The sequence below is a fragment of the Streptomyces sp. NBC_01622 genome (assembly GCF_045209635.1).
In the GTDB taxonomy this organism is placed as follows: Bacteria; Actinomycetota; Actinomycetes; order Streptomycetales; family Streptomycetaceae; genus Streptomyces.
Genome location: NZ_CP109293.1, coordinates 506,174 through 532,866, shown reverse-complemented (window position 1 = coordinate 532,866; position 26,693 = coordinate 506,174). Strand labels below are relative to the sequence as shown.

Genomic DNA, 26,693 nt, shown 5'->3' with positions numbered 1-26,693 from the left:
CGCCCCACAGGCGCACGACGCGCGACGATGGCAGCAGTCGCCCTGATGCTGGGCGGCGGAGGACTGGTGGCGGCGAACGTCTACGCGTCGGCGTCCGAAGGCGGTTGGGGCGGTGACTCCGCCCAACAAGGGTCTCCGGACGCGGCGTCGCGAGGCGCGACGATCGACTGCCCGGACATCGGCACCCAGTTGACGACGGTGCCCGACGAGGCGAAGACCGACGTCGACAAGGAACTCGCGCTTCTGGACCAGCAGATAACCGAGGCCTACCAGAAACTCCGGGACTCGACGGAGTCCATTCGCCAGGACGCCTCTTTCGCCGACAACGCGATCATGAATCCGCTGAAGGAGAAGCGGGCGGCGACGATCGGACGGATCGACGACGCCATCGCACGCGTCGGGGACCGCCCCCAGGGACTCGACGCCCTCGCCGGCTGCACCCTGATCGCGCCCACGAACGAGACCGGCGACCAGGGCGGCAACGGCGGCGACCAGAGCGCCAGTGCCAGTGCCAGCACCGGAGACCAGGGGCAGCAGGGCCAGCAGCAGTCCACCAACGGGCCCGTCGCCTCGGACTACGCGGACATCACCTCCGTACAGCCCAACGTGAACGCTCGGCAGGAGCAGGCGGGCGCCTCCCGCGGCACGTTCGTCACCGCCTGCGGGGTGAACGAGAACGGCCTGTTCAACTCCGACAACGTGATCGTCGCCCCCGGCGTCACCAACGGCGCCCACCACTTCCACGACTACATCGGCAACCAGTCCAACAACGCCTTCGCCAGCGACCAGGACCTCGCGAACGCCGACACGAGCTGCGAGAACCCGGGCGACAAGTCCACCTACTACTGGCCAGTCCTGCGCCTGCAGAACGGCAAGCAGGAGCGGGACGCCGACAAGCCCGGCGGCGGCACGGAGGGCAACACCGGTGAGATCGTCACGGCCAAGCAGGTCACCCTGACCTTCGAGGGCAACCCGCAGAGCAAGGTCGTCGCGATGCCGCGCCTCCTGCGCATCATCACCGGCGACGCCAAGGCCTTCGTCAACGGCCCCGCCAACGCCAACGCCTCCTGGAGCTGCACCGGGTTCGAGGACCGGCAGCTCAAGGACAAGTACCCGCTGTGCCCTTCCGGCAGTGACGTGGTGCGCACCTTCAAGTTCCAGAGCTGCTGGGACGGCCGCAACATCGACAGCGCCAACCACCGCACCCATGTGGCCTTCGAGGCCGCCGACGGCGCCTGCCCGGACGGCTTCAAGGCCATCCCGCAACTGGTGCAGCGGATCGTCTACGCCGTCGACGCGCCGAGCCTCCAGGACGGCGGCAGGACGAGCCCGCTGTTCGCGGTGGACTCCTTCCCCGAGCAGCAGCACAAGCCCGTCACCGACCACGGCGACTTCATCAACGTCTTCGACGAGGGCCTGATGAACGACATGGTCACCTGCATCAACAGCGGCGAGAAGTGCGGCGCCGGCACGGACAACGACCCCGGATCGGGCGGCGGTTCGGGTTCCGGCGGCGGCTCCGGCAACGGCTCGGGTACGGGCGGCGGTTCCGGTGAGCCCCAGGAGTCCCCGACGGCCACCGACACCGCTACGGCGACGGCCACCGCGACCGCGTCCGACGAGCCCGGCGGGAGTGGCGGGAGTGGCGGCAACGCGGGGAATGGCGACAACGGAGGGACCGGCGGCAACGGCGACCAGCCCACCGCCGATCCCGCGACGAGCGCCCCGGACACCGAGACCAGCGCTCCCGAGCCCACCGACACCCAGACCACCGACCCCGGAGATCTGACGACCGCCGTCTCGGTCCCCAAGGCCGACACGAAGACCGAAGGGTCCAAGTCGACGGACGCGGCGGGGAGTTCGGACGACAACGCCGGCGGTCAGGTGGGCAGCCCGGTGGCTACACCGCCCGCCTCGTCCTCGGGTGGGGAGAGCTACGCCGCCGTAGGCCCGAACCAGCCGCAGGCACAGGGCGGGCTGGCGGAGACGGGCGCGAATCTGTGGCCCGCCGTGGCCGGCGCGCTGCTTCTCGTCGCCGGATTCGTGGTGCTCTACCGGGGCAAGCGCAGCACTCGCTGACACCCCGTACGGCTGTGATCAACCAAGGCCCGGTCGCCCTCACTTGGGCGGCCGGGCCTCAGGGCGTGCGGCGGGTCCGGGTCAGACGGCCGGTGCCGGGTACGTCGGGTACTCGACCCCGGAGACGTGCTGGACGACCCGGACGACCTGGCAGGAGTAGCCGAACTCGTTGTCGTACCAGAGGTAGAGGATGGCGTTGTCGCCGTCGACCTTGGTGGCGCCCGCGTCGATGATCGAGGCGTGGCGGGATCCCATGAAGTCGCTCGACACCGCGTCGGGGGCGGTGGTGAAGTCGATCTGCCGCTTCAGCGGGGACGTCAGCGAGACCTCGCGGAGGTGGTCCAGGACCTCGGCGCGGGTGGTCTCGCGGCCGAGCCGCAGGCTGAGGATCGCGATCGAGACGTCCGGCACCGGGACCCGGATCGAGCTGCCGGTGATCGGCGCCTTGAGGTCGGGCAGCGCCTTGGCGACGGCGGACGCGGCACCGGTCTCGGTGATCACCATGTTGAGCGGCGCCGAACGGCCGCGGCGGTCCGCCTTGTGGTAATTGTCCAGCAGGTTCTGGTCGTTGGTGAACGAGTGGACCGTCTCCACATGGCCGCGCAGCACACCGTACTCGTCGGCCATCGCCTTCAGCGGCGGCACGATCGCGTTGGTGGTGCAGGACGCGCAGGACAGGATCTGCTCGTCCGGCTTGATCGTGTCGTGGTTGACGCCGTGCACGATGTTGGGGACGTCACCCTTGCCGGGCGCCGTCAGTACGACCTTGTCGATCCCGGGCCGCAGATGCTGCGAAAGTCCTTCCCGGTCACGCCACTTGCCCGTGTTGTCGATGAGGATGGCGTCCTTGATGCCGTACGCCGTGTAGTCGACCTCGGAGGGGCCGCCGGCGTAGATCACCTTGATCTCGTTGCCGTTGGCGATGATCGTGTTGCTCGCCTCGTCGACGGTGATCGTGCCCTGGAACTGGCCGTGGATCGAGTCGCGGCGCAGCAGCGAGGCGCGCTTCACGATGTCCTGATCCCCGCCCTGGCGTACGACGATGGCGCGCAGCCGCAGACCGTTGCCCGAGCCGGCCTTCTCGATGAGCAGGCGGGCGACCAGGCGGCCGATGCGGCCGAAGCCGTAGAGCACGACGTCGCGGCCCTCGCGGCACGCGATCTTGTTTACGCCGGTGGCACCGGCGACGGCCTCGGCGGTGAACTCCTCGGCGGTCAGGCCGCGTTCGTCGGTGCGGTGGGTTGCGGCGAGCATGCCGATGTCGATCTGCGAGGGGCCCAGGTCGAGCGTGGTGAGCGCCCGCAGATACGGCAGGGTCTCGGTGACGGAGAGTTCCTCGCCGTCGATCTGGCGGGCGAACCGGTGGGTCTTGAGGATGCTGACCACCGACTTGTTGACCAGGGAGCGGCTGTGCAGCAGGACGGTGACGTCCCGCTCGCGGTGCAGCTTCCCGATCACCGGGATCATCGACTCCGCGATTTCCTCGCGGTGCTTCCAGTTGGTGAACGAGTCCTCGTTGACAGGCACAGGTTTCTCTTTCGAGCTAGGCGGCGCTCATATGCTAACCCGCTGTTCATCTGCTCGTTCCGAGGGGTCCCTCCTGGGCCGCCGAACGCCGTGAGGGCCCTGCCGACGCGCGTCGGCAGGGCCCTCACGGTTGTACTGGTGTCGTTCCTACGCGTCCTGGGGCGCGACGCTGCCCAGCAGCGCCGACGCGTTCTCCAGCGGAGTGAGGACGTGCACGGGTACCGCCTCCGGCAGGCCGTGGCAGGTGAAGCCGAGCCGGGTCATGGCCCGGATGACCTCGCCGCTGTTGAAGTCGCGCGGGTCCTGCCGGGTGATGACCTGCCCCACCTGCTTGACGGGGTAGCGGCGCCGCCCGATGGTCACGGACTCACCCGTGACCAGTTCGGGCTTGATGCCCTTCATCGTCTCCAGGACTCCCAGCTTGGTGAGATCGAAGGGATACCGGGCGATGACACAACGCATGTTGCCTCACAGAGAGAAGGAGATGCCGTCCGAACAGGCCCCCGGAGAGGCCGAGTTGATCCCTAGGCCGCGGGGCCGAAGGACGAGCGCCGCTGTCCCCTGCCGCTTCCGCCGGCACCGCCGTTGCCGCCGCTGCGGCGAGCCGTGCCGCCGCCGGTCCGGCCCTCGCCGGCCGGGCGGCCACGACGGCCGCGCGACGACGAGGAGGAGGGGCTGCGGCGGGTGCGCTCGCGCTGCTCCACGACCGGGGCGGTGATGACGACCGGGACGCCGGAAGGAGCCTGGGCGCCCGTGATCCGGGTCAGCTCCTCCTCGCCCGAACGGACCGAGGTGACCTCGGGGGTGACGCCGGCCGCGGTCATCAGGCGGGTGAAGTCGCGGCGCTGGTCGGGGGTGACCAGCGTCACGACACTGCCGGACTCGCCCGCACGGGCCGTACGGCCGCCGCGGTGCAGATAGTCCTTGGGGTCGGTGGGCGGGTCGACGTTGACGACCAGGTCGAGGTTGTCGACGTGGATGCCGCGCGCCGCGACGTTGGTCGCCACCAGCGCCGTCACATGCCCGTCCTTGAACTGCGCGAGGGTGCGGGTGCGCTGCGGCTGGGACTTGCCGCCGTGCAGCCCGGCCGCGCGGACGCCGTTGTTCAGCAGGTGCTTGACCAGCTTGTCCACCGCGTGCTTGGTGTCCAGGAACATGATGAGCCGGCCGTCGCGCGCCGCGATCTCGGTGGTCGCCCGCTGCTTGTCCGTGCCGTGGACGTGCAGGACGTGGTGCTCCATTGTCGTGACCGCGCCCGCGGAGGGGTCGACGGAGTGGACGACGGGGTCGGTCAGGTAGCGGCGGACCAGGAGGTCCACGTTGCGGTCCAGGGTGGCCGAGAACAGCATCCGCTGGCCGCCCGTCTGCACCTGGTCGAGCAGGCCGGTGACCTGGGGCATGAAGCCCATGTCGGCCATCTGGTCGGCCTCGTCGAGGACGGTGATGGTGACGCTGTCCAGGCGGCAGTCGCCGCGGTCGATCAGGTCCTTGAGCCGTCCCGGCGTCGCGACCACGACCTCCGCGCCACCGCGCAGCGCCCCGGCCTGGCGGCCGATCGACATACCGCCGACGACGGTGGTCATCCGCACGCTGACGGCACGGGCGTACGGGGTGAGCGCGTCGGTGACCTGCTGGGCCAGCTCGCGGGTCGGGACGAGGACGAGCGCGAGCGGCTGACGCGGCTCGGCCCGGCGGCCCGCAGTACGGGCCAGCATCGCGAGGCCGAAGGCGAGGGTCTTGCCGGAGCCGGTACGGCCGCGGCCGAGTACGTCGCGCCCGGCAAGGGAGTTGGGGAGGGTCGTCGCCTGGATCGGGAACGGGACGGTGACGCCCTCGTGGCCGAGCGCGGCCAACAGCTTGGCGGGCATGTCGAGTTCGGCGAACGACTCCACGGCGGGCAGGCCGGGGGTCACCGTCTTCGGCAGCGCGAACTCGCCCTGCAGCGCGACCGGTCGGCCGCCGCCGCCCTTGGAGCGGCGCGGAGCACCGGAACGATTGCCGGACGGAGCCGCCGAGCGGTAGCCGCCACTCTTTGCGGATTCCGGATTTCCATTGCGCTTTCGCGCGAAGCGATCATTTGTACGTGCGCGGTTCAATGTGGAACCTTCCTTGATATGGCACGTATCAAGGAATTCCCGCGGTGAATGAACGGCGCAGAGAATCGCAAGAACGAGCCGGTGGCTTCGGCGGAATAACGCCGAAGCATGGAAAATGCAGCGAGCTGGGGCCCGCACCCCAAGGTGCGGGCCCCAGCTGCGAAGTTAACGTCGATGTTACGCAGGAACGATGTTCTCGGCCGTCGGGCCCTTCTGGCCCTGCGCGATGTCGAAGGTCACCTTCTGACCCTCCTGCAGCTCGCGGAAGCCCTGGGCGGCGATGTTCGAGTAGTGGGCGAAGACGTCAGCGCCGCCACCGTCCTGCTCGATGAAGCCGAAACCCTTTTCCGCGTTGAACCACTTCACGGTGCCACTGGCCATTTTGTTCTCCTTCGGGGCGGTCAGCGGAGTCCGCACTGTGCGGGCTCCGTGTCGCCGTGATGATCACCCCGCCGGAAGAAAGACCGGACACACAAAAAAATGCTCCACCGCCTCGGAGGGCGGTGCGGGCATCTGAAGGGTTTGGCAACCACAACTGCAACTGAGATCAATAGTAGCACGGCGCGATCGTGAGTGTGCGGCCGTGAATTCCGTTTCTCATGCCGCGAACATAGATATTCGATCTCCCGCCGGGCTATGCGAGGCCGTCGATCCAGTCGCGGACGGCCTTGGCCGTGGTCGGCGCGTCCTCTTCGAGCACGCTGAGATGAGTGCCGGGGGCGTCCGCCGTGTCCTGCACGCCGGGCCAGGACGACCGCCACTCCTGCGGCATGTCCGCCAGTGGTGCGGAGGCCCGGATCAACAGACTTGGCACCTGCGTGAGTTCGGGTTGCCAGCCACGGAACATCCGCGTGTACGCGCCCAGCGACAGCAGCGTCAGATCGTCGACGAGGGTGTCGAATCTCTCGCCGGCCGCCAGCGGAATCCGGGCGGGCAGGGACAGCAGCCACGGCTCGGCCTCCCGGTCCGGGGTGATGTGGTACGAGTCGATCAGCACGAGTCCGGCCGGGGGAGCGCCGAGGCCCGCCAGGTGCGTAGTGAGCGCGTGGGCGGCCGAACCGCCCATGGAATGGCCGACCACTACATAGGGGCGATCCCCGAGCTGGTGCCGCACGGTCGTGGCGTGCGACGCCGTCAGCGTCTCCAGGTCCCGTGGCACCGCGTCCCCGTGATCGACCCCGGAGTGCCGCACCTCGAACACGTCCCGCTCGCCCTCGAAGCAGGCGGCGAGCCCGGCGTACCAGGGGCGACCCAGGTTGGAGGCGAAGCCGGGAACACAGACCAGGGCCGGCCCCCGAGTGCCGGCCGCCAGCCGCAGCGGCGGCAGCGCGTGCCGGGCGGCCTCCTCAAGCCCGAAGGCGGTCGCGCCGATGGACGCGGTCACCAGCAGGTGCATGGCCGATACGACGTCACCCGTCTCGCACACCTGCCGGTACAGGGCCGGCAACGACTGCCCGGCTCCGCGCCCGCGCCCACCGGACCGCGCCGGTGCCGGGACGCTCGCGGCGGCGGGCCCGTCGGGCAGTGTGCCGCGCAGCTCGCCGTACAGGTGCTCGGCGAGCTGCGCGGTGTCCGGCCAGTCGTAGGCCACGGTGACCGTCAGCGGTGTCCCGGTCAGCAGGCTCAGCCGGTTGCAGAGCATGACCCGCATCAGGGAGTCGAGGCCCAGTTCCGCGAAGTCCCGGTCCACGGCGTCGACTTCCGTGTGTCCGAGCACTGCGGCGACCTCGGTGCGGACGAGTGACCGCAGAGCGGGCAACCGCTCGGGCGGGGTCAGGGCCGCGAGTCGGTCCCGCCAGGATCCGGCGCTGTCGTCCTGCACCCCGACGCCGCCCGTGCCCGCGGCGGCGGCCGAGGGCCGGCCCGTGCGCAGCAGCCCGCGCAGCGGTGGCGGGACGGCTGCACCGGCCGGGAGCGTCTTGGGTGAACGGTCCAACGGCAGTGGCGCCAGGACCGGTTCGGCGCTGCCCAGCGCGGCGTCGAAGAGCGCGAGCGCCTGCTCCGGAGAGACCGCGCGCACCGGCCCGCCGTGCACCCGGCCGCTGCGCGCCGCCATGCCCTCCTCGTCCGCCCACGCGCCCCAGACCAACGACAGCGCGGGGAGGCCCAGTTCGGAGCGATGGCGCGCGAGCGCGTCCAGGAAGGAGTTCGCCGCCGCGTAATTGGCCTGCCCCGGGTTGCCCAGCAGCCCCGCCGCCGACGAGAACAGTACGAACCGGGCCAGCGGCAGGTCCTTCGTCGACTCGTGCAACTGCCAGGCAGCGTCGACCTTCGGCCGCAGCACCGCCGCCAGCCGCTCCGGTGTCATCGACGCCAGCACGCCGTCGTCCAGCACCCCGGCCGCGTGCACCACGGCGGTCAGGTCGGGCCCGAACGCCTTGAGTACGGCGGCGAGTTGGTCCCGCTCGGTGATGTCGCAGGCCACCAGATCCACCTGCGCGCCCGCCTGTTGCAGATTCTCACGCAACTCCCGTGCGCCGGGAGTCTGTTCACCGCGCCGACTGAGGAGGACGAGCCGCCGTACCCCGTGCCGGTCGACCAGGTGCCGGGCCAGCATCGCCCCCAGGGACCCGGTGCCGCCGGCGATCAGGACGGTGCCCCCGGCGAGCGAGCCCGCATCCTCGGAAGGGGGCGCGGCTGCCAGCCGGGGCAGCCTCAACACGCCGTCGCATACGGCGATTTGGGGTTCGCCCGTGGCGAGCGCGGCGGGCAGCTGCCGTAGCGACTCGGGGTGGTCGTCCACGTCCACGAGGGTGAGGCGCCCGGGGTACTCGGCCTGTGCGGACCGCAGCAGGCCCCAGACCGTGGCGGCGGCCAGGTCGGGCGACGGTTCGGCGGCGCCGCGCGTGACCACGGCCAGGCGTCCGGAACCGGCGAGGTGCGTTTGCAGCAACTGCATTGCTCGTACGGTGAGTTGGTGCGACTCGGTAACCGGGTCCTCGCCGTCGGGAGAGGTCAAGGAGACGACGGTCGTCTCCGGTGCGTCAGCGGATGCGAGGAACGCGGCCAGGCCCAGGTCGTCCGTCTGCGACACCGCCACGGCGGGCACCTCACCGGCAGTCGGCACGCTTGTCCAACGCAGCCGGTACAGCTCCGTGGCCGGGGCGGGGCCGGTCTCCGGTGCCGGGCGGGTCGTCATCGACTCCAGGCGGGCCACGGGCGCGCCGGTCGGGGTCGCGAGATCGAGGGTGATCGCGTCCGGGCCGGGCCTCGTCATCCGGACGCGCAGTGCGGTCGCGCCCGTGGCGTGCACGGTCAGGCCCCGCCAGGCGAAGGGCAGCCGGGCCGGACCGGTGGGCGGTTCGGCGAGCAGACCCGGGTGCAGGGCAGCGTCCAGCAGAGCCGGGTGGAGGACATGGCGCCGGGCGTCCGCGACGGGCAACGGGCCTACCTCGGCGAACAGTTCCTCGTCCCGCCGCCACAGCGCGGTCACTCCCCGAAACGCCGGACCGTACGCCAACCCCGCCGCGGCCACCCGGTCGTAGGCCTCGGACAGGTCCACCCGCGTGGCACCGGTCGGCGGCCACACGGTGAGCGGGGTCGCGTCGTCCAGGACACCCGGCACGGCCGGCCCGAGCCGGCCAGTCGCGTGCTGTGTCCAGGTGCCGAGCGCCCCGGACTCCTCGGACCGCGCGTACACGTCCGCCGCGCGGCGCCCGGAGCCGTCCGGCTCACCCAGCACCACCTGGACCTGGATGCCCTCTTCGTCGTCGTCGGGCAGGAACAGCGGGTTCAGCAGGGCGAGTTCCTCCAGTACGGCCAACCCGCACAGGTCGCCCGCGTGCAGCACGAGGTCGGCGAAGGCCGAGCCCGGTACGAGGGTGTGTCCGCCCACGACGTGGTCCCGCAACCACGGCTGGGCCGCACCGGACAACCGGCCGCCGCACAGCAGCCGTTCCGTACCCGGCACGGTGATCGTCTGCGTCACCAGCGGGTGCCCGGAGCCGGCGGACACCTCGCTCCCGGTGTCGGGCAGCCAGTAGCGCTGGCGCTGGAAGGGATAGGTCGGCATGCCGTCGGCCCTGCGGGCGCCACTGCCCGCAAAGACCCCATGCCAGTCCAACCGCACGCCGTGTACGTGGAGTTGGCCGAGCGCGTTGAACATGGTCAGCGGCTCGGCGCTGTCCCGTCGGGCCGTCACGGCGAAGAGGAGATCCTTGCCGGCCCCGGCGGCCTGGGTGGTGAGGTGGGCGTCCGGGCCGAGCTCGGCGAACGCGGTCATCCGCCCGTGGTGCGCCAGCCAGTGGACGGCGTCCCCGAACCGCACGGCCTCACGGGCGTGCCGCACCCAGTAGGCGGCCGACCGCAGCTCCTCCCCGGTGGCCGGAAGCCCGGTCAGGCCCGAGAGCACCGGGATCTTGGGCGCGCTGTATGTCAACTCGGCCGCGGTACGGCCGAATTCGGCGAGCATCGGCTCCATCAGTGGGGAGTGGAAGGCGTGGCTGACCCGTAGTCGGACGGTACGGCGGCCCCGTACGGCGAAGCGTTCCGCCAGCGCGAGGACCGGCTCCTCCGTGCCGGAAACAACGACCGCGCGTGGGCCGTTCACGGCCGCGATCGCGACCCCCTCGGTCAACTCGGCCGTCACCTCCGCCTCGGTGGCGTCGAGCGCCACCATTGCGCCGCCCTCCGGCAGGTTCCGCATCAACCTCCCACGGGCCGCGACCAGTTCGACGGCGTCCGTCTCGGACAGCACGCCCGCGCAGTGCGCCGCCGCCAGCTCGCCGACCGAGTGTCCGGCCAGGAAGTCCGGCCGTACACCCCAGGAAGTGAGCAGTCGGAAGACGGAGACCTCGTAGGTGAACAGGGCGGCCTGGGCGAAGTCCGTGCGCTCCAGCAGGGCGGCTTTGTCCGAGTCCCAGAGCACTGAGCGCAGTGGACACTCCAGGTGTGCGTCGAAGCGTGCGCACAGGGCGTCGAAAACGGACGCGAACACGGGGAAGGTGTCGTACAACTCCCTTCCCATGCCGGTGCGTTGGGCGCCCTGGCCGGTGAACAGCAGGGCCAGGCGGGCGGCGGAGACGGCGGTGTGCGGGGGAGCGGACTCCGCCAGGGCGTCGAGGGCGGTCAGGGTCGTCGACCGGTCGCCGGCGGTGAGGGCCGCTCGGTGTGGGAGGCCGGAACGGCTGGTGGCGTGGGTGAACGCCACGTCCAGCAGGGGGAGTTCGGGGTGCTCGCGGAGGAAGGCCGCGGTGCGTGCGGCCTGTGCTCGGAGGGCGGACGGGGTGGCGGCCGAAAGCAGCAATGGGGGTGTCGCTGTGTCGCGCCGGGATGGTGCGGCGTCTGTCTCCGCCTCCTCCAGGACCACATGCGCGTTGGTCCCGCCGATGCCGAACGCGGAGACCGCCGCCCGCCTCGGCCGTCCGGGCTCGGGCCGCCACTCCTCGTCCTGGGTCAGCAGTCTTACCGTGCCCGATGACCAGTCCACGTGCGGGGACGGCTCGTCGGCGTGCAGGGTGCGGGGGAGCCGGTCGTGGCGCATCGCCAGCACCGTCTTGATGACACCGCCGACACCGGCCGCCGCCTGGGTGTGTCCGAGGTTGGACTTCAACGAGCCCAGCCACAGCGGGCGTTGGGCGGGGCGGTCCTGGCCGTAGGTGGCGAGGAGCGCGTGTGCCTCGATCGGGTCGCCGAGCGCGGTGCCCGTGCCGTGTGCCTCCACGGTGTCGATGTCGGCCGGGGACAGCCCCGCGTCGGCCAGTGCCGCGTGGATCACCCGTTGCTGCGCGGGGCCGTTGGGGGCGGTGAGACCGTTGGACGCGCCGTCGGAGTTGACGGCCGAGCCGCGCAGTACGGCCAGTACAGGGTGGCCGTTGCGGCGCGCGTCCGAGAGTCGTTCCAGCAGGACCAGGCCGACACCCTCACCCCACGCGGTACCGTCGGCCGCCGCCGAGAAGGGTTTGCAGCGGCCGTCCGGAGCCAGCCCGCGCAGTCTGCTGAACGCGATGAACGGTCCGGGCGACGACATGACCGTGACCCCGCCGGCCAGCGCGAGAGAGCACTCCCCGTCGCGCAGGGACCGTACCGCCGAATGCATCGCGACCAGTGACGACGAGCACGCGGTGTCCACGGTCACGGCGGGGCCGCGCAGCCCCAGCGTGTAGGCGATACGGCCGGAGGCCACGCTGCCGGCCGAGCCGAGGGCGAGATGCGCCTCCAACTCGTGCCCGCCGTGGTGCAGTCGGCTCGCGTAGGTGGCGTGCATGACGCCCACGAAGACGCCGGTGTCGCTGTCGCGCAGACCGGCCGGGTCAAGCCCCGCCCGCTCCAGCAGCTCCCAACTCGTCTCCAGGAGCAGCCGTTGCTGGGGGTCGGTGGCCAGGGCCTCGCGGGGTGACATGGCGAAGAAGGCCGCGTCGAAGTCGGCCGCGTCGTGCAGGAAACCTCCTCGTCGGGTGACCGACCTGCCGAGGCGGTCGGGGTCCGGGTCGTACAGGTCGGCCACGTTCCAGCCGCGGTCGGCGGGGAAGTCGGAGGTCGCATCGGTGCCGTCGGCGACCAGCCGCCACAGGTCCTCCGGGGATTCCACCCCGCCCGGATAGCGGCAGGCCATGGCGACGACCGCGATGGGCTCGCCGGGGTCGGTCCGGGGATCGCCCGCGGAGGTGCGTGCGGGCCCCGGGTGGCTCTCGCCGTGCAACGCGGCGCGCACCAGGTCCGCCACGGCGGTGGGCGTGGGGTGGTCGAAGACCAGCGTCACGGGCAGCGAGAGGCCGGTCGCCGTGCCCAGCCGGTCGCGCAGCAGGACGGCGCCGAGCGAGGTCAAACCCTGGGCGCTGAACGGTACTTCGGGGTCCAGCTCCGGTACGGGGACGTCGAGGGTCCGTGCCGTCACGTCGAGGACCAGGCCGAGCACGGCGTCGGACGCGGCGCCGAGCCGCTCGCGCAGAGCGGCCGAGGCGGCCGTACGTTCCGCGGCGAGGCGTTGAGGCAACTCCTGGACGAGCACGGCGCGGGCGATCTTCCCGGACGCGGTACGGGGAAGGGAGGCGGTCGGATAGATCTCGTCCGGCACCTTGAACCCGGACAGCCGCTCCCGGCAGGCGGCGAGCGCCCGCTCCGTGTCGACCCCGTCCGGGCCGGGCACGACGAAGGCCACCGGCACCTCGCCCAGCACATCGTGGCGCCGGCCGACGACCGCGGCGTCGACGATGTCGGGGCGGGCCAGCAACACCCGTTCCACCTCGGACGGGTTGATGTTCACACCGCCCCGGATGATGAGTTCCTTGACCCTGCCGGTGACATGGAGATGCCCGTTCGCGTCGCGCCGGCCGAGGTCCCCGGTGCGGTACCAGCCGTCGGTGAACGCCTCCGCGGTCGCGTCCGGACGGTTGTGATAGCCGGTCATCAGCCCGGGACCGCGCACCCAGATCTCGCCCTCGTCCCCGTCGCCGGCCTCGGCACCGGTGGACGGATCGGTGATCCGGACGTCCAGCACCAGCAGCGGGAAACCGCGCGCGGGGTCGTCGCGGGGGCTGTCCAGCCGCTCGATCGCGATCTTCCCGCAGGTCTCCGTGGAGCCGTACCCGTCGAGCAGGGGAGCGTCCAGGATCCGTTCGGCCTCGGCCCGCAACTCGGGGGAACAGGGCGCCCCTCCACTGACACACACCCGCAGCGACGCGGGCACCGGACGCGCCGTCTCGCGCAGTGACTCCAGCAGCAGACGGTAGGTGGCGGGCACCCCGCCCAGGACGGTGAACGGCTCGGTGCTCAGCGTCTCGGCGAGGTTCGCGCCCGGTCTGAGGACACGCGCCGTCGCACCGACCGAGACGACACCCAGCAGGCACACGGAGTGGCCGAGGGCGTGGAACATCGGCAACGGCCACAGCAGTAGGTCCTGTTGCTCCAGCCCGTACGCCGGTACGTAGGCCTTCGCCACCGACCACAGCGCGGAACGCTGCGTGGAGACCACGCCCTTGCTCTGCCCGGTGGTGCCCGACGTGTAGTGGATCCAGGCCGGCTCGTCGAGCCCGAGGTCGTCACGGGCGGCCGTACCCGAATCCGACCCGGCCAGATCCTCGAAGCCGAGGGTTCCGTCAGCCGGTTCCTCCCGTCCGACGACGATCACCCTTCGTGCGGCGGCCAGTTGGGCCACCGGCGCCTCCGTCACGATCGCGACGGCTCCGCTGTCGTCGAGGAAGTACGCCAACTCCTCTTCCGACGCGGCGGAGTTGAGGAGCACACCGATCGCCCCGGCACGCAACACGCCGAGCCAGGCCTCGACCAGCTCCACCCGGTTGCCCAGATGGATCGCCACCCGGTCCCCACGCCCCACCCCGAGCCGTACCAGATGGCCCGCCAGCCGGGCGGTGCGCCGCTCCAACTCCCGGTAGGTGACAGCGCGTCGGTCGTCCAGGTAGGCGGTCTTGTCGCCGATCCGATCCGAGTGCTCCCGCAGAATGCCGGGCAGCGTGCGCGTCAACTCGTCGTCGGAAACGGCCATTTCCACCCCTGTGTTCACCAACCCCGAGTGGCAACCGTACGACAGCGGCCCTTCGCGGACGGCGTCGGGCAAGATCCACGGCGTGGCGAGGGGCGACCACTGCTCCGCCACAAGCGACTAGGTCGCCGTCGGGCCCCGCGGCTCAACTCGGCGTTCAGGAGCGGCCCTTGACCATCCGAGGAGGCCGGCCGCGTGCCGCGACGGTTCGCATCACTCCAGTACGTCGGGCTCCTCCGCCACGACGAGATCGGCCAGGAGATTGAAGTTGTGCCGTGCCATGTTGGCGTTGCTGAACTGCCGGTGCGCCAGGGTCACTTCCTCCTCGGTCATGATCCGGGGCTTTCCGGCGGAGTCGGCGAGCAGTTGCATCTGGCAGGCTCGTTCCATGGTGATGAACCACCACGCGGCCTCCTCGACCGACCGCCCGACGGTCAGCAGGCCGTGGTGGCGGAGAATGGCCGCCCTCCGGTCGCCGAGCCGGACGGCGATCCGCTCTCCCTCGGACCTCTCAAGGACCAGACCCTTGTACTCGTCGAACAGGACATGGTCGTCGTAGAAGGCGCAGGACTCCTGCACGATCGGGTCCAGCGGCTTGTCCAGTGAGGCGAAGGCCCTGCCGTGGATGGTGTGGGCGTGTGCCACCGCCACGACGTCCGGGCGGGCGTGGTGGATGGAGGAATGGATCCAGAAGGCCGCCTTGTTGGTCCTGCGGTCGCCCTCGATCACCCGGCCTTCGTCGTCGATGAGCAGCAGGTCGCCGACACGGATCCTGGAGAAGTGCACCGCGTACGGGTTGACCCAGAACCGGTCGGGGAACTCGGGGTCCCGTGCGGTGATGTGTCCGGCGATGCCCTCGTCGAAGCCGTAGCGGGCGAAGATCCGGAACGCGGCGGCCAACTGCCGCTTGCGGTGCGTACGTTCGGCCTCAATGGTGTCGCGGCTCTCCGCGAGGCGAGGAATGTCGAGTTCCTCGGTGTTGTCGAAGTCGATGTCGTTGCTGCCGGTGGTGACGGACATCAGCACGTCCTTTCCGGTGCGAGGTCACGAGGAATTTCTTTCAGGCTGCAACCATCCTCCGCCCGATGTCAACCTCAGAGGTAATTAATGTTGCCTCACTGGCAGGATTCCTGCCCTTTCAGTCGCCCCTTCGCCAGGCGCCCAGCACCATGAGCGTCTTGGTGCCGATCACCGCACCCGTGCGCCGGAGCCGGTCGATGACATCTCTCAGGTGCTGCACGTCGGTCACCCGGACGCGGACCAGGGCGTCGGGGTCGCCGGCGACGGTGAAGACCTCCTGGGCCTCCGGGACGCTGGTGGCGGCCATCGTGATCGCCTCGACCTTGACGTCGCCGGCGAACCGCAGCTCGACGAAGGCCTCGAAGCCGGCGCCGAGCTTTCCGTGGTCGAGGGTGACCGTGTAGCCCGCGATGACACCGACCCGCTCCAGCCGGTCGACCCGGCGTTTGACCGCCGACGGGGAGAGGCTGACCCGCTCCGCGATCTCCGTCATCGTCCGGCGGCCGTCCTCCACCAGCAGATCCAGAATCGCGCGGTCGACGCTGTCGATGAGTCCCGTGTCGGTCATGTGCCGTCCTCCTGCTGACGCCTGTTCTTTGCGGGAAATCCTGATGCGAGTCCAGTTTCTTGCATCGTGTGCAAGATAGCTGCAACTTAATTGCCTGCCGCTAGGTCCCGCCGCTCCACTGTCCACACCTGCCAACCGGTCGGCGACCGCCGTTCGAGGGCGTGAGAAAGGGACTCAGCGGTGAAAGTTGAGCGCGAACTACCCTCCAGCGAAGCCCAGGAGCTGCTGGAGCTGACCGTCGACATCGCGGACAAGGAACTCGCCCCGCGTGCCGCGGAGTTCGAGGAGGAGGGCCGCTTCCCCCGCGAGGTGTTCCACCTCCTGGGCGAGACGGGACTGCTGACCCTTCCCTTCGCCGAGGACGTCGGGGGCGGCGGCCAGCCCTACGCCGTCTACCTGCAAGTACTCGAAGAACTGGCCGCCCGGTGGGCCGCCGTCGCGGTCGGTGTCAGCGTCCACACCCTGTCCTGCCACGCGGTCTCGGCCTTCGGCTCCGCGAGCCAGAAGCAGACGCTGCTCCCGTGGCAGCTGAGCGGCACCGCGCTGGGTGCGTACTGCCTGTCGGAGGAGCACGCGGGCTCCGACCCCAGTGCCATCCGGGCCCGCGCGGCACACGACGGCGGCGCGTGGGTCGCCCGGGGCACCAAGGCCTGGGTCACCCATGGCGGCCAGGCCGACTTCTACACCGCGTTTCTGCGCACCTCGGACGACCCCCGCAACGGCATCTCCTGCTTTCACGTGGACGCCCGGTCGCCCGGCCTGAGCGCGGGCGCCCCGGAGCGCAAGATGGGGCTGCGCAGTTCCACCACTGCTGTCATGAACTTCGACGACGTGCACATCCCCGAGGACCGGCTGATCGGCGAGCCCGGCCAGGGACTGAGGATCGCGCTGTCCGCACTCGACGCCGGGCGGCTCGGCATCGCCGCCGTGGCGGTCGGCATCGCGCAGGCGGCGCTCGACCACGCGGTCGACTACGCCCGCGAGCGCCGGACGTTCGGCCGCCGCATCATCGAGCACCAAGGTGTGGGCTTCCTGCTCGCCGACATGGCGGCGCGCACCGAGGCGGCCCGCGCCACCTACCTGGTCGCCGCCCGCCGCAAGGACTCCGGTCAGCAGTTCAGTCGACAGGCCAGCATCGCCAAACTCATCGCGACCGACACGGCGATGGCCGTGACCACCGACGCCGTCCAGGTCCTCGGCGGTGCCGGATACGTCCGCGAGCACCCGGTGGAGCGCTATATGCGCGAGGCGAAGATCACCCAGATCTTCGAGGGCACCAACCAGATCCAGCGCCTGGTCATCGGCCGCCATCTCGCCGGCTCCTGAACACGCCACGTTTCCAACGAACTTGAGAAGACGAACCTGAGAAAGGCGGGCACCGTGGCACCACACGACGCCGTTGCCGTCATAGCGGGCGGCGGCTCCGGACTGGGGCGGGCGACCGCGCACCGACTCCACCGACAGGGCCGTACGGTCGTGCTGTTGGACCTCCCGGACAGCCAAGGGAAGCCCGCAGCAGCCGCGTTGGGGGAACGCGCCCATTTCGTCCCCGCCGATGTGACCGATCCGGAACAGGTCCGGCAGGCCTTCGCGGACGCGGCCGGGCACGGACCGGTGCGCGCTGCGGTGAACTGCGCCGGGATCGCGACACCCGGTCGCATCCTGGGCAAGCGGGGAGCACTGCCCGCCGGGGACTTCCGGCGCGTGGTCGAGATCAACCTGCTCGGCACCTTCCATGTCCTCGCCGCCGCTGCCGCAGCCATGGTCGGCAACACCCCGGACAACGGCGACCGGGGAGTCATCGTCTGCACCGCGTCGATCGCCGCCTACGACGGACAGATCGGCCAGGCCGCCTACGCGGCGAGCAAGGGCGGGGTGGCCTCCCTGACCCTGGCGGCGGCCCGGGATCTCGCCGACTCGGCCATCCGCGTCGTCACCGTCGCGCCCGGGCTGTTCGACACCCCGCTGCTCTCGGGACTCCCGGAGAAGGCACGGACACAGCTGGGCGCGGCCGTACCGCATCCGTCCCGGCTCGGGTCACCGGACGAATACGCCTCCCTGGTCGGCCACATCCTCGACAACCCGATGCTCAACGGCGAGGTCATCCGCCTCGACGGCGCCCTGCGCATGCCCCCGCGCTGAATCCCGACCCACCGTCGCCCGTCGCCCGTTGCCCGGAAAGAGACCACTCATGGCATCCACCGAACCCGCGCCGCCGGAGACACTCCCCTTCGACCCACCGATACAACTCCTCGACCCGTCAGGGAACTTGAACCCGGACGACCGGCTGCCGCTCGACCTGACCACCGTCGACCTCCCCGCCCTGCACCGCGACATGACACTCACCCGCCGACTGGACACGGAGGCCATCGCCCTCCAACGCCAGGGCGAACTGGGCCTGTGGCCCTCACTGCGCGGACAGGAGGCCGCACAGGTCGGCGCGGCACACGCACTGCGCCGCCAGGACATGGTCTTCCCCACCTACCGCGAACACGGGGTGGCCTGGTGCCGCGGCCTCGACCCGGTCGCACTGCTGGGCCTCTTCCGCGGCACCACACTCGGCGGCTGGGACCCCTACGCCCACCACTTCAACCTGTACACCCTCGTCATCGGGGCGCAGACCCTGCACGCGGTGGGCTACGCCATGGGCCTGCACCGGGACGACAGCACCGGCTCGGGCGACCCCGACCGCGACACGGCCGTCCTGGCGTTCCTGGGGGACGGCGCGCTGAGCGAGGGCGAGACCAACGAGGCGTTCGTGTGGGCGGCTGCGCAGAACCTGCCGGTGGTCTTCTTCTGCCAGAACAACCAGTGGGCCATCTCCGCCCCCTACAGCGTGCAGAGCCGCATCCCCGCGGCCAGGCGGGCGGCCGGATACGGCTTTCCGGGCATCCGCGTCGACGGCAACGACGTCCTGGCCTGCCTCGCCGCGACCCGCCAGGCGCTGCACCGGGCGCGCTCGGGCGGCGGCCCGACGCTGATCGAGGCCGTCACCTATCGCGTCAACGCCCACACCACCGCCGACGACGCGACCCGCTACCGGCCCGCCGCCGAGACCGAGGACTGGGCGGCCCGGGACCCGCTGGAGCGGCTGGAGGCCCATCTGCGGTCCACGGGCGCGGTGACCGACGACCACTTCACCGACCTCGAACAACGCGAACGGGACCTCGCCGAGCAACTGCGCACCGGCTGCCGCGAGTTGGCCGAGCCCGACCCGGCCTCCCCTTTCGAGCACACCTACGCGCAGATGCCCGCCGATCTGCGCCAACAGCTGCGCGAGCACCTGGAGTTCGTCTCCACCGGGCCGCAGGACGGAGAGCGGCAGTGAGCGTTTCCATGGTGAAAGCCCTCAACGACGGCCTGCGCCAAGCCCTGACCGACGATCCCAAAGTCCTGCTCATGGGCGAGGACATCGGCCGGCTCGGCGGTGTGTTCCGGGTGACGGACGGCCTGCGGAAGGAGTTCGGCGACCTGCGCGTGGTCGACACCCCACTGGGCGAGGCAGGCATCGTCGGAGCGGCGATCGGACTCGCGATGCGCGGCTACCGACCGGTCTGCGAGCTCCAGTTCGACGGCTTCGTCTACCCGGCCGCGAACCAGATCATCACCCAACTCGCCAAACTCCGGCACCGCTCGGCCGGCCGCATCTCCCTGCCCGTGGTGATCCGCATCCCCTACGGCGGCGGCATCGGCTCGATCGAGCACCACTCCGAGTCGCCCGAGACGTACTTCGCCCACACCGCCGGGCTCAAGGTGGTCACCTGCTCCACCCCGCACGACGCGTTCCACATGATCCAACAGGCCGTGGCCGACGACGACCCCGTGATCTTCCTCGAACCCAAGCGGCACTACTGGACCAAGGGAGAGATCGACCCCTCCTCGCCCCAGCCCCTGGACCGGGCCGTGGTCCGCCGCGAGGGCGCGGACGTGACCCTCATCGCCTACGGACCGACAGTGCCCGTCGCCCTGGAGGCGGCCGAGGTTGCGGCGGAGGAGGGGCGCAGCGTGGAGGTCGTAGACCTGCGCAGTCTCTCGCCCTGGGACACCACGACCGTCCGCGCGTCCGTGCACCGCACCGGCCGGGCCGTCATGGTCCATGAGGCCGCCCACTCCCACGGGTTCGGCGCCGAGGTCGCCGCACGGCTGCAGGACGAGGAGTTCCACTTCCTCGAAGCGCCCGTCGTGCGGGTGACCGGATACGACACCCCCTACCCGCCCAGCCGCCTCGAGTCGGACTGGCTTCCCGGTGTCGACCGGATCCTCAACGCCATTGACCGCAGCCTGAGTTACTAGGAAGGGGCGCACCGTGACGAGCCCGCAGCAGTTCCTGCTCCCCGACGTCGGTGAGGGCCTGACGGAGGCCGAGATCCTCGCCTGGTCGGTCCGGCCCGGCGACACCGTCGAGGTCAACCAGATCATCGTCGAGGTGGAGACGGCCAAGGCCGCCGTAGAACTCCCCTCGCCCTACGCCGGTGTCGTCAGTGCCCTCCATGCGGAAGTGGGGGAGTCCCTGGCGGTCGGCAAGCCGCTCATCACGATCGACACCGGCCCACCGGGGGAGTCGTCGGACGGTCGTGCGACGCGGCAGCTGGAGCCGGAACAGGCGGCACTGCTGGTCGGATACGGCCCGCAGGGCGCGGGCGCCGGCCGTCGCAGAAGGCGTTACGCCGCACCGCGGCACAGGACATCGCCGCCCGAGGACCGGGCCAGGGCCGGGGCCAGTCGACCGGACCAGGTGGTCGAACGGCCCGCGGCCAAACCGCCGGTCCGTAAACTCGCCAAGGACCTCGGGGTCGACCTCACCACCGTCACCCCCACCGGCCCCGGCGGCACCATCACCCGCGACGACGTGCGCGAGGCCGCCCGGCGCACGGCCCCGCAGACCGCTCCCACACCGCGCCCCGACACGGCGCGACCGGCCGAGACACGCATGCCGATCCGCGGGGTACGCAAGCACACGGCCGCCGCCATGGTCGCCTCCGCCTTCACCGCACCGCACGTCACCGAATTCATCACCGTCGACGTCACCGCCACCATGCGGCTCCGTGAACTCGTCGCGGGGCGAAGGGAGTTCCGCGAGCTGCGGGTCACCCCGCTGCTGTTCTTCGCCCGGGCCCTGCTGATCGCGCTGTCCAAGACCCCTGAGGCGAACTCGAGTTGGGACGAGGCGGCGCAGGAGATCGTCCTGAAGCACTACGTCAACCTCGGGGTCGCGGCGGCGACGGACCGCGGTCTGGTCGTGCCGAACATCAAGGGCGCGGACCGGATGTCCTTGCGTGAACTGGCCCAGGCGCTCGCGGACTTGACCGCGACCGCCCGAGCCGGCCGCACCTCCCCGCAGGACATGACGGGCGGAACCATCACGCTCACCAATGTGGGGGTGTTCGGGGTGGACACCGGCACCCCGATCCTCAACCCCGGCGAGGCCGCCATTCTCGCCGTGGGCGCCGTCCGCCGTATGCCCTGGGTGGTCCGGGACGACAACGGGGACGAACGGATCGAGCCCCGGTGGGTGACCCAACTCGCGCTCTCCTTCGACCATCGGCTGATGGACGGCAGACAGGGCTCCGAGCTGCTGGCCGGCATCGCGGAGATCCTGCACGAACCGGGGCTGGCGCTGCTGTGAGGGCGGTGATGCCGATCGGTTCCTCGGCCTGAGAGGCAACTTATTTTGCCTAAGAGGTTGACTTGGGCGGGCTGGACCGTGACTCTGTGGGAAAGGCCGAGGGGTCTTGGAGTCTCAGGAGGAGCGGGCCATGGCAACGTTCGTACTCGTACACGGTTCGTGGGGTGGCGGCTGGGTGTGGGACCGGTTGCGCCCCTTGCTGGAGAGCGCCGGCCATACGGTTCTCACCCCCACCCTGGCCGGTCTCGCCGAGCGTCACGAGCTCTCCGCGCCGGACGTCGGCCTGGGCGTCCACGCGCGGGAAATCGCCCAACTCCTGGAATCCGAAGGGGTGCAGGACGCGATCCTGGTCGGGCACAGCTACGGCGGGATGGTGATCACGGGAGCCGCCGCGCTCGCCGCCGACCGGGTCGGGCAGATGGTCTACGCGGACGCCTTCGCCCCCGTGACCGGTGAGTCGGCGTTCGGGATGCTGCCCTGGCTGGAGCCGGCGTTCGCCGAAGCGCGGGGGCCGGCCGAGTGGGAAGTGGCGCCGCTCGACACCGGGGCGCTCGGTGCGGACGAGGAGGGGGCGGCATGGCTGTCGAGCAGGATGACGCCGATGCCGCTGCTCACCCACGAGGAACCGCTCGGACCCGGCAGCGAAGAGGTTCTGGCGGCCAGGCCGGTCACCTATATCCACTGTGCCGATCAGGACTTCTTCACCGAGGTGGCCGCCGGGGCGGAGAAACGCGGTTTCCGGGTCGTCGCACTGTCCGGCGTCACCCATGTCGGCCTGCTGACGCACCCGAACGGCTTCGCGCAGGAACTGCTGAAGCTCGCCTAAGGGGCCTGTCCGATGTACCTGGCAGGCGGGCTCAATTGCCTCACAGGCATGTTATCGTGCGGGAATGTCGATCGAGGACACTGATCTGTGGGTTGCCCAACGCCTCAAGGACATGCGAGGCGAGCGGGGCATCACCCTGACGACACTGGCCGAACAGACCGGCATTTCCTCGGCGCATCTCTCGCGCCTGGAGAAGGGCGTACGCAAGCCGTCCATCGGCAGTCTGCTGCAGATCGCCCGCGTCTACGGCGTATCCATCAGCGAACTGGTACAGGAACCCGACCAGGACGACTTCCATCTGGTGCGCGCCGACGAGGCGATGACGCGTGAGGGCCAGGACGGCCGCTACACCGTACTGAGCGGGCCTCGCGAAACGATGTCCGTCATCCGGGTCGAATTGACGGCAGGTAAACACACCAAGACCGCGCGACATGTCGGCGAGGAATGGCTGCATGTCGTGTCGGGGGCGATCACACTCGACATCTCGGGCGTATCGCTGCAGCTCAATGCCGGGGATTCGGTGCATTTCGACTCGTCGAAGGAGCATCGTCTCACCAGCAACGACGATGCCGACGCCACCGTACTGATCGCGTCGACGGCGGCAACCGTTCCGATGCGACACCCCATTCCGGCGTCGCGTCGCAATTAGGCGAACACCCGCTGCGTACTGCGCGGGAATGACGGAAACACCCATTCTGCGGCAAGAGGGAAGGCCTCGCCATGTCTTCGATCATCACGCTGAATCCCGCTGAACTCCCGCCTCTCACCGGTGTGATCTCCCACGGCCTGGCGGTCCCCGACCTGGGTCTCCTCTATACGTCCGGACAGGTCGCGTGGGACGCCGAAGGGAAACTCGTCGGCCGGGGCGACCTGGCCGCGCAGTTCACCAAGGCCTACGAGAACATCGACGCGGTGCTGGTCGCCGGAGGTTCGAGCCGTAGCCAAATCATCAAGGAAACCATTCACCTCGTGGGGTACGACACCGACAACGCGGAGCGGTTGATCGCGCTCATCGCCGGCTCCCGAGGAGAGGGGCAGACGCCGCCCGCGAGCACCTGCGTGGGCGTGAAGACGCTCTTCGCGGAGGGCTTTCTGGTGGAGATCGAGGTGGTGGCGACCCTGTGACCGACCCGGTGCGGGCCGCCCGGATACCATTGATCGGTGACCAAGACGCCAGGCGCCGCCCGAACCAAGGTCGGAATCACGCTCGACCGCGTCGTCGAGGCCGCATTCGATGTCCTGCAAAGGGACGGATTCGCCAAACTGTCCGCGAGGGCGGTGGCCGCCGAACTCGGCGTCAGGATGAACACGGTCATGTGGCACATCCGGACCAGGGACCGGCTGCTCGGCCTGATGGCGGAGTCCATCATGGGCGAGGTCGACCTGGAGAACCTGCACGGAGACTGGCGCGAGCAGGTGGCCGAACTGCTCCGGCGGCTGCGGCGCGCAATGCTCGCACACCGGGACGGCGCCCTGCTCGTCGCCGGAACATTTCCCGTCGAACCGAACACGCTGGCCTTTTCCGAACGACTGGTGACCGTCCTCTTCGAGGGGTGCCCCACCCGTAAGTCGGCCGCGTGGACGTCCTGGAGCCTTTTCTATTTCACGCTCGGCCTCGTCCAGGAGGAGCAGGCGACACCGGCCGCATTCCACGACCGGCTGCGGGAATCGGTGAATGAACAGCGTTTCCCCGGCCTCCATTCGGTACTCGAGGACTACGTCTCGATCGACTACGGCGACCGCTTCGACTTCGGGATCGAGCAGATCCTTCAGTCGGCCCCGACGACCAGACCCAGGCCCGGTTCCGGGAGGTGAGGGTGCGCGCTCCGGCCCGCCCCGTCGGCGGAGTGACCCGTATTGCGCGGATTCCGCCACAGGAACCGTTGCTTCGGGCCTACGCTGAGTAGTCGCGTCTAAGGGGGAGGGGGCGGCTCATTTGTCCGGTGCCCCGGGCGTGTGGTTGTCGGCCCGGCGTGAGGCCGTCGCGCTGGCCGTGTTCGGCGCGGGGTTCGGGACGTACGTACTGATCGTGACCGCTCCTGGCTGGTACACCACCACGACTACGATCCCGTTCTCGGGAGCCGTCGGCGGGCTGTACCTGGTGGCCGGACTCACCGGAGGCCCTGACGGACTCTCGCTCCCGGAGTGCCCCGGCACCGGAACCGCGTCCGGCACTCCGTCGCCGACGGTCTCGGATGCCGTACCGACGAGCTGACGACCATGAAGATCGGGGAACTCTGCCTCGCCGTCGGGGAGTTGAGCGAGGGCCTGTCCGCCGGATGTCGGGGCGGCGGACAGGCCCTCGGTGCGGTGACTACCCGCGTCGGCCTGCCGGATCGTGGGCGACCGAGTCCTGATCCCCACTGCCGGAGATGCCGGAACCGGTGCCCGGAGCAGGAGTTGCTTCCCGTGCGCGGTCGGCGTGGCCCGGCCACCAGGCCGCGTGGCCGATCAGGGCCGTGAGACTGGGCGTGAAGAACATCGCCATCACGAACGCGGCGACGGCGATGCCGAAGGAGACGGCGAAACCCATCTCGGTGAGCAGCGCGTTGCCGGCCAGCATCATGGTCGCGAAGGTCGCCGCGAGGATGAAACCGGCCGCCGCCACGGTCGGCCCCGCGTGCCGCAACGCCATACCCGCCGCCTCGCGCGGATCGCGACCCTCACGGGCCTCCTCGCGCAGCCGGGCGATCATCAGGATGTTGTAGTCGGTACCGATGGCGACCACGAAGAGATACATGATCACCGGGAGCATGAACATCAGACCCGGGTGCCCCTGCGCGTCCTGGAAGATCCAGACGGTGGCGCCGAGCGTGGCGCCGAAGCCGAGACCCACCGACGCCATGAGGTACAGGGGCGCGACCACACTGCGCAGCACCAGTCCCAGGATCAGCATGATCAGCAGGGCGGCGACGGGGAAGACGGTCCGGTAGTCGTGATTGACCGCGGCGTTGATGTCCTTGTAGATCGAGGACATGCCGCCGACCAGGGCCTCCGTACCGTCGGGTGCGGCGGAGTGCGCGACCTCGCGCACCCGGCCCACGGTGTCGATCGCCTTCTCCGTCGAGGCCTCGTACTTCAGCGTCACGGTGAAGTCCGCCGTGGTGCCGTCCTTGTTGACCTGGCTCATCCGGGCGCTCGCGACCCCGTCCACGGCCCCGAGCTTCTCGGCGTAGGAGGCGAAGGTGCTCCGGTCGAGCTCCCGGCCGTCGGCGCTGGAGAGATAGACGTCGGTGGGCGCGGCGGCACCCGCCGAGTACGCCTTCTGCATCTCGTCCTGGACGACCATCGACTCCTTGGTCTTGGGCATGGAACCCGAGGCCAGGTCGAAGGTGGCCTTGTAACCGAGGGTGCCGAGCGACAGGGCGACGAGAACGAGGCCGGAGAGCGCTGCGGTCAGCGCGGGACGGCGCCGCACACCGCGGCCCAGCGCGGCGAACCGGGCGTCCTCCGGCTCCCGCTGCCACGACTTGGAAGGCCAGAAGACCTTCGGCCCGATCAGCGACACCACGGCCGGGATCAGGGTCAGGCCCGCGATCAGGGTGACGCTGACCGCGATCGCCAGCGCCGGACCCATCTGCTTGAGGAAGCCCAGCGTGGACAGCACCAGCGCGAGGAACGCGATGATGACCGCGCCGGCCGCCGAGGCGATGGCCTCGCCGACCCGGGCGACCGCGTTGATCATGGCCTGCTTCGGTTCGTCACCCGCCCGCAGCCGTTCTCGGTAGCGGAACATCAGGAACAGGAAGTAGTCCGTGCCCACACCGAACAGCACGACGATCAGGATCGACGAGACGGAACTGTTGGCCTGCAGGCCGAACAGCTTGGTGGCGTACGCGATCAGCCCGTTGGCGATGGCCGCCACCACACCGATCAGCAGCAGGGGCAGGAAAGCGAGGATCGGCGCCCGGAAGATGATCAGGAGCGTCACCAGGATGATGACGAAGGTCCCGATGCCGATCAGCGCCTCGCCGCGCTTGGAGGAGTCCTGCTGATCGAGGGCCTGCGCGGCGGAACCGCCGAGCTTCACCTCCAGGTCCGTGCCCTTGACCAGTTGCTTGACGTCCTCGCGCAGCACCTTGGCGGCATCCGCCTGGACGGGCTGGCCGGCGTTCTTGCTGTCCATCTGGACCAGGGACATGGTGTAGCGGCCGTCCTTGGACGGCTGGCCGGGGACTACCTTCTGCACCTGGTCGATGTGCTTCTCGCCCAGTTCGGTGGTGATCCGGGCGACGTCCTTCTTGTCGGCGGCGGTCAGTTTGCCGCCGTCGGTGCGCTGGTACAGCGCGATGGCGGACGGGGTGAAGGCGCTGGGGAACGCCTTCACCTGCAGATCCGCCGCTTTGATGGATTCGTAGCTCTTGGGCAGGAAACTGCTCTCGTCACTGTTGGAGGGCAGGCCCGGAGCGGTGGCGACAATCGCCACCGCCGCGATCAGCCACGCGGCGATCGTCCAGACGGGATGTCGGACGACCGTATTGCCAATACGTCGGAACATGCGGGAGGTCCTC

General features: G+C 70.1%; 19 protein-coding genes. 11 read left to right on the top strand and 8 right to left on the bottom strand.

Annotation, left to right across the window (positions count from 1 at the left end; translation table 11 throughout):
- Positions 1 to 27 precede the first annotated feature (27 nt).
- Entirely contained in the window at positions 28 to 2,079 is a 2,052-nt protein-coding gene (locus OH768_RS02365) for a DUF1996 domain-containing protein (RefSeq protein ID WP_406449475.1), read from the top strand.
- A gap of 81 nt (positions 2,080 to 2,160) precedes the next feature.
- Here OH768_RS02365 and OH768_RS02360 read toward each other — a convergent pair whose 3' ends face one another.
- The 7 genes from OH768_RS02360 to OH768_RS02330 form a co-directional block, all read right to left on the bottom strand.
- Entirely contained in the window at positions 2,161 to 3,606 is a 1,446-nt protein-coding gene (locus tag OH768_RS02360) for a glyceraldehyde-3-phosphate dehydrogenase (RefSeq protein WP_406449473.1), read from the bottom strand.
- A gap of 147 nt (positions 3,607 to 3,753) precedes the next feature.
- Entirely contained in the window at positions 3,754 to 4,068 is a 315-nt protein-coding gene (locus OH768_RS02355) for an SCO5918 family protein (protein WP_406449471.1), read from the bottom strand.
- Between the two features lie 62 nt (positions 4,069 to 4,130).
- Entirely contained in the window at positions 4,131 to 5,702 is a 1,572-nt protein-coding gene (locus OH768_RS02350; protein WP_406449469.1) for a DEAD/DEAH box helicase, read from the bottom strand.
- A gap of 177 nt (positions 5,703 to 5,879) precedes the next feature.
- Entirely contained in the window at positions 5,880 to 6,083 is a 204-nt protein-coding gene (locus OH768_RS02345; RefSeq protein WP_019056860.1) for a cold-shock protein, read from the bottom strand.
- A gap of 253 nt (positions 6,084 to 6,336) precedes the next feature.
- Positions 6,337 to 14,145, bottom strand: coding sequence for an SDR family NAD(P)-dependent oxidoreductase (locus OH768_RS02340; RefSeq protein WP_406449467.1), 7,809 nt, complete (start codon positions 14,143 to 14,145; stop codon positions 6,337 to 6,339).
- 210 nt (positions 14,146 to 14,355) lie between these two features.
- Entirely contained in the window at positions 14,356 to 15,162 is an 807-nt protein-coding gene (locus tag OH768_RS02335; protein WP_406449465.1) for a class II aldolase/adducin family protein, read from the bottom strand.
- A gap of 118 nt (positions 15,163 to 15,280) precedes the next feature.
- Positions 15,281 to 15,730, bottom strand: coding sequence for an Lrp/AsnC family transcriptional regulator (locus OH768_RS02330; RefSeq protein WP_019070147.1), 450 nt, complete (start codon positions 15,728 to 15,730; stop codon positions 15,281 to 15,283).
- 180 nt (positions 15,731 to 15,910) lie between these two features.
- Here OH768_RS02330 and OH768_RS02325 point away from each other — a divergent pair, with 180 nt between their 5' ends.
- From OH768_RS02325 to OH768_RS02280, 10 genes are all read left to right on the top strand, one after another.
- A complete protein-coding gene (locus tag OH768_RS02325) occupies positions 15,911 to 17,056 on the top strand; it encodes an acyl-CoA dehydrogenase family protein (protein ID WP_406449462.1) in 1,146 nt (381 codons plus the stop codon).
- 54 nt (positions 17,057 to 17,110) lie between these two features.
- Complete coding sequence (locus OH768_RS02320) at positions 17,111 to 17,872, top strand: SDR family NAD(P)-dependent oxidoreductase (RefSeq protein ID WP_406449460.1); 762 nt, start codon at positions 17,111 to 17,113, stop codon at positions 17,870 to 17,872.
- Positions 17,873 to 17,921: 49 nt separating this feature from the next.
- A complete protein-coding gene (locus OH768_RS02315) occupies positions 17,922 to 19,058 on the top strand; it encodes a thiamine pyrophosphate-dependent dehydrogenase E1 component subunit alpha (protein ID WP_406449458.1) in 1,137 nt (378 codons plus the stop codon).
- A gap of 8 nt (positions 19,059 to 19,066) precedes the next feature.
- Positions 19,067 to 20,023, top strand: a complete 957-nt coding sequence (locus OH768_RS02310; RefSeq protein WP_406465114.1) for an alpha-ketoacid dehydrogenase subunit beta — start codon at positions 19,067 to 19,069, stop codon at positions 20,021 to 20,023.
- A 13-nt stretch (positions 20,024 to 20,036) separates the two neighbouring features.
- A complete protein-coding gene (locus OH768_RS02305; RefSeq protein WP_406449456.1) occupies positions 20,037 to 21,356 on the top strand; it encodes a dihydrolipoamide acetyltransferase family protein in 1,320 nt (439 codons plus the stop codon).
- Positions 21,357 to 21,486: 130 nt separating this feature from the next.
- Entirely contained in the window at positions 21,487 to 22,182 is a 696-nt protein-coding gene (locus OH768_RS02300; RefSeq protein WP_406449454.1) for an alpha/beta fold hydrolase, read from the top strand.
- A gap of 64 nt (positions 22,183 to 22,246) precedes the next feature.
- Positions 22,247 to 22,831 (top strand): helix-turn-helix domain-containing protein, encoded by a 585-nt coding sequence (locus tag OH768_RS02295; RefSeq protein WP_388113988.1) that lies wholly within the window; start codon positions 22,247 to 22,249, stop codon positions 22,829 to 22,831.
- Between the two features lie 71 nt (positions 22,832 to 22,902).
- The gene (locus OH768_RS02290; RefSeq protein WP_406449452.1) at positions 22,903 to 23,307 is read left to right on the top strand and encodes a RidA family protein; all 405 of its coding nucleotides are present in this window, start codon (positions 22,903 to 22,905) and stop codon (positions 23,305 to 23,307) included.
- A gap of 36 nt (positions 23,308 to 23,343) precedes the next feature.
- A complete protein-coding gene (locus tag OH768_RS02285) occupies positions 23,344 to 23,997 on the top strand; it encodes a TetR/AcrR family transcriptional regulator C-terminal domain-containing protein (protein ID WP_406449450.1) in 654 nt (217 codons plus the stop codon).
- 121 nt (positions 23,998 to 24,118) lie between these two features.
- Positions 24,119 to 24,397 (top strand): hypothetical protein, encoded by a 279-nt coding sequence (locus OH768_RS02280; protein WP_406449448.1) that lies wholly within the window; start codon positions 24,119 to 24,121, stop codon positions 24,395 to 24,397.
- A 99-nt stretch (positions 24,398 to 24,496) separates the two neighbouring features.
- Here OH768_RS02280 and OH768_RS02275 read toward each other — a convergent pair whose 3' ends face one another.
- Positions 24,497 to 26,680, bottom strand: coding sequence for an MMPL family transporter (locus OH768_RS02275; protein WP_406449446.1), 2,184 nt, complete (start codon positions 26,678 to 26,680; stop codon positions 24,497 to 24,499).
- Positions 26,681 to 26,693 lie beyond the last annotated feature (13 nt).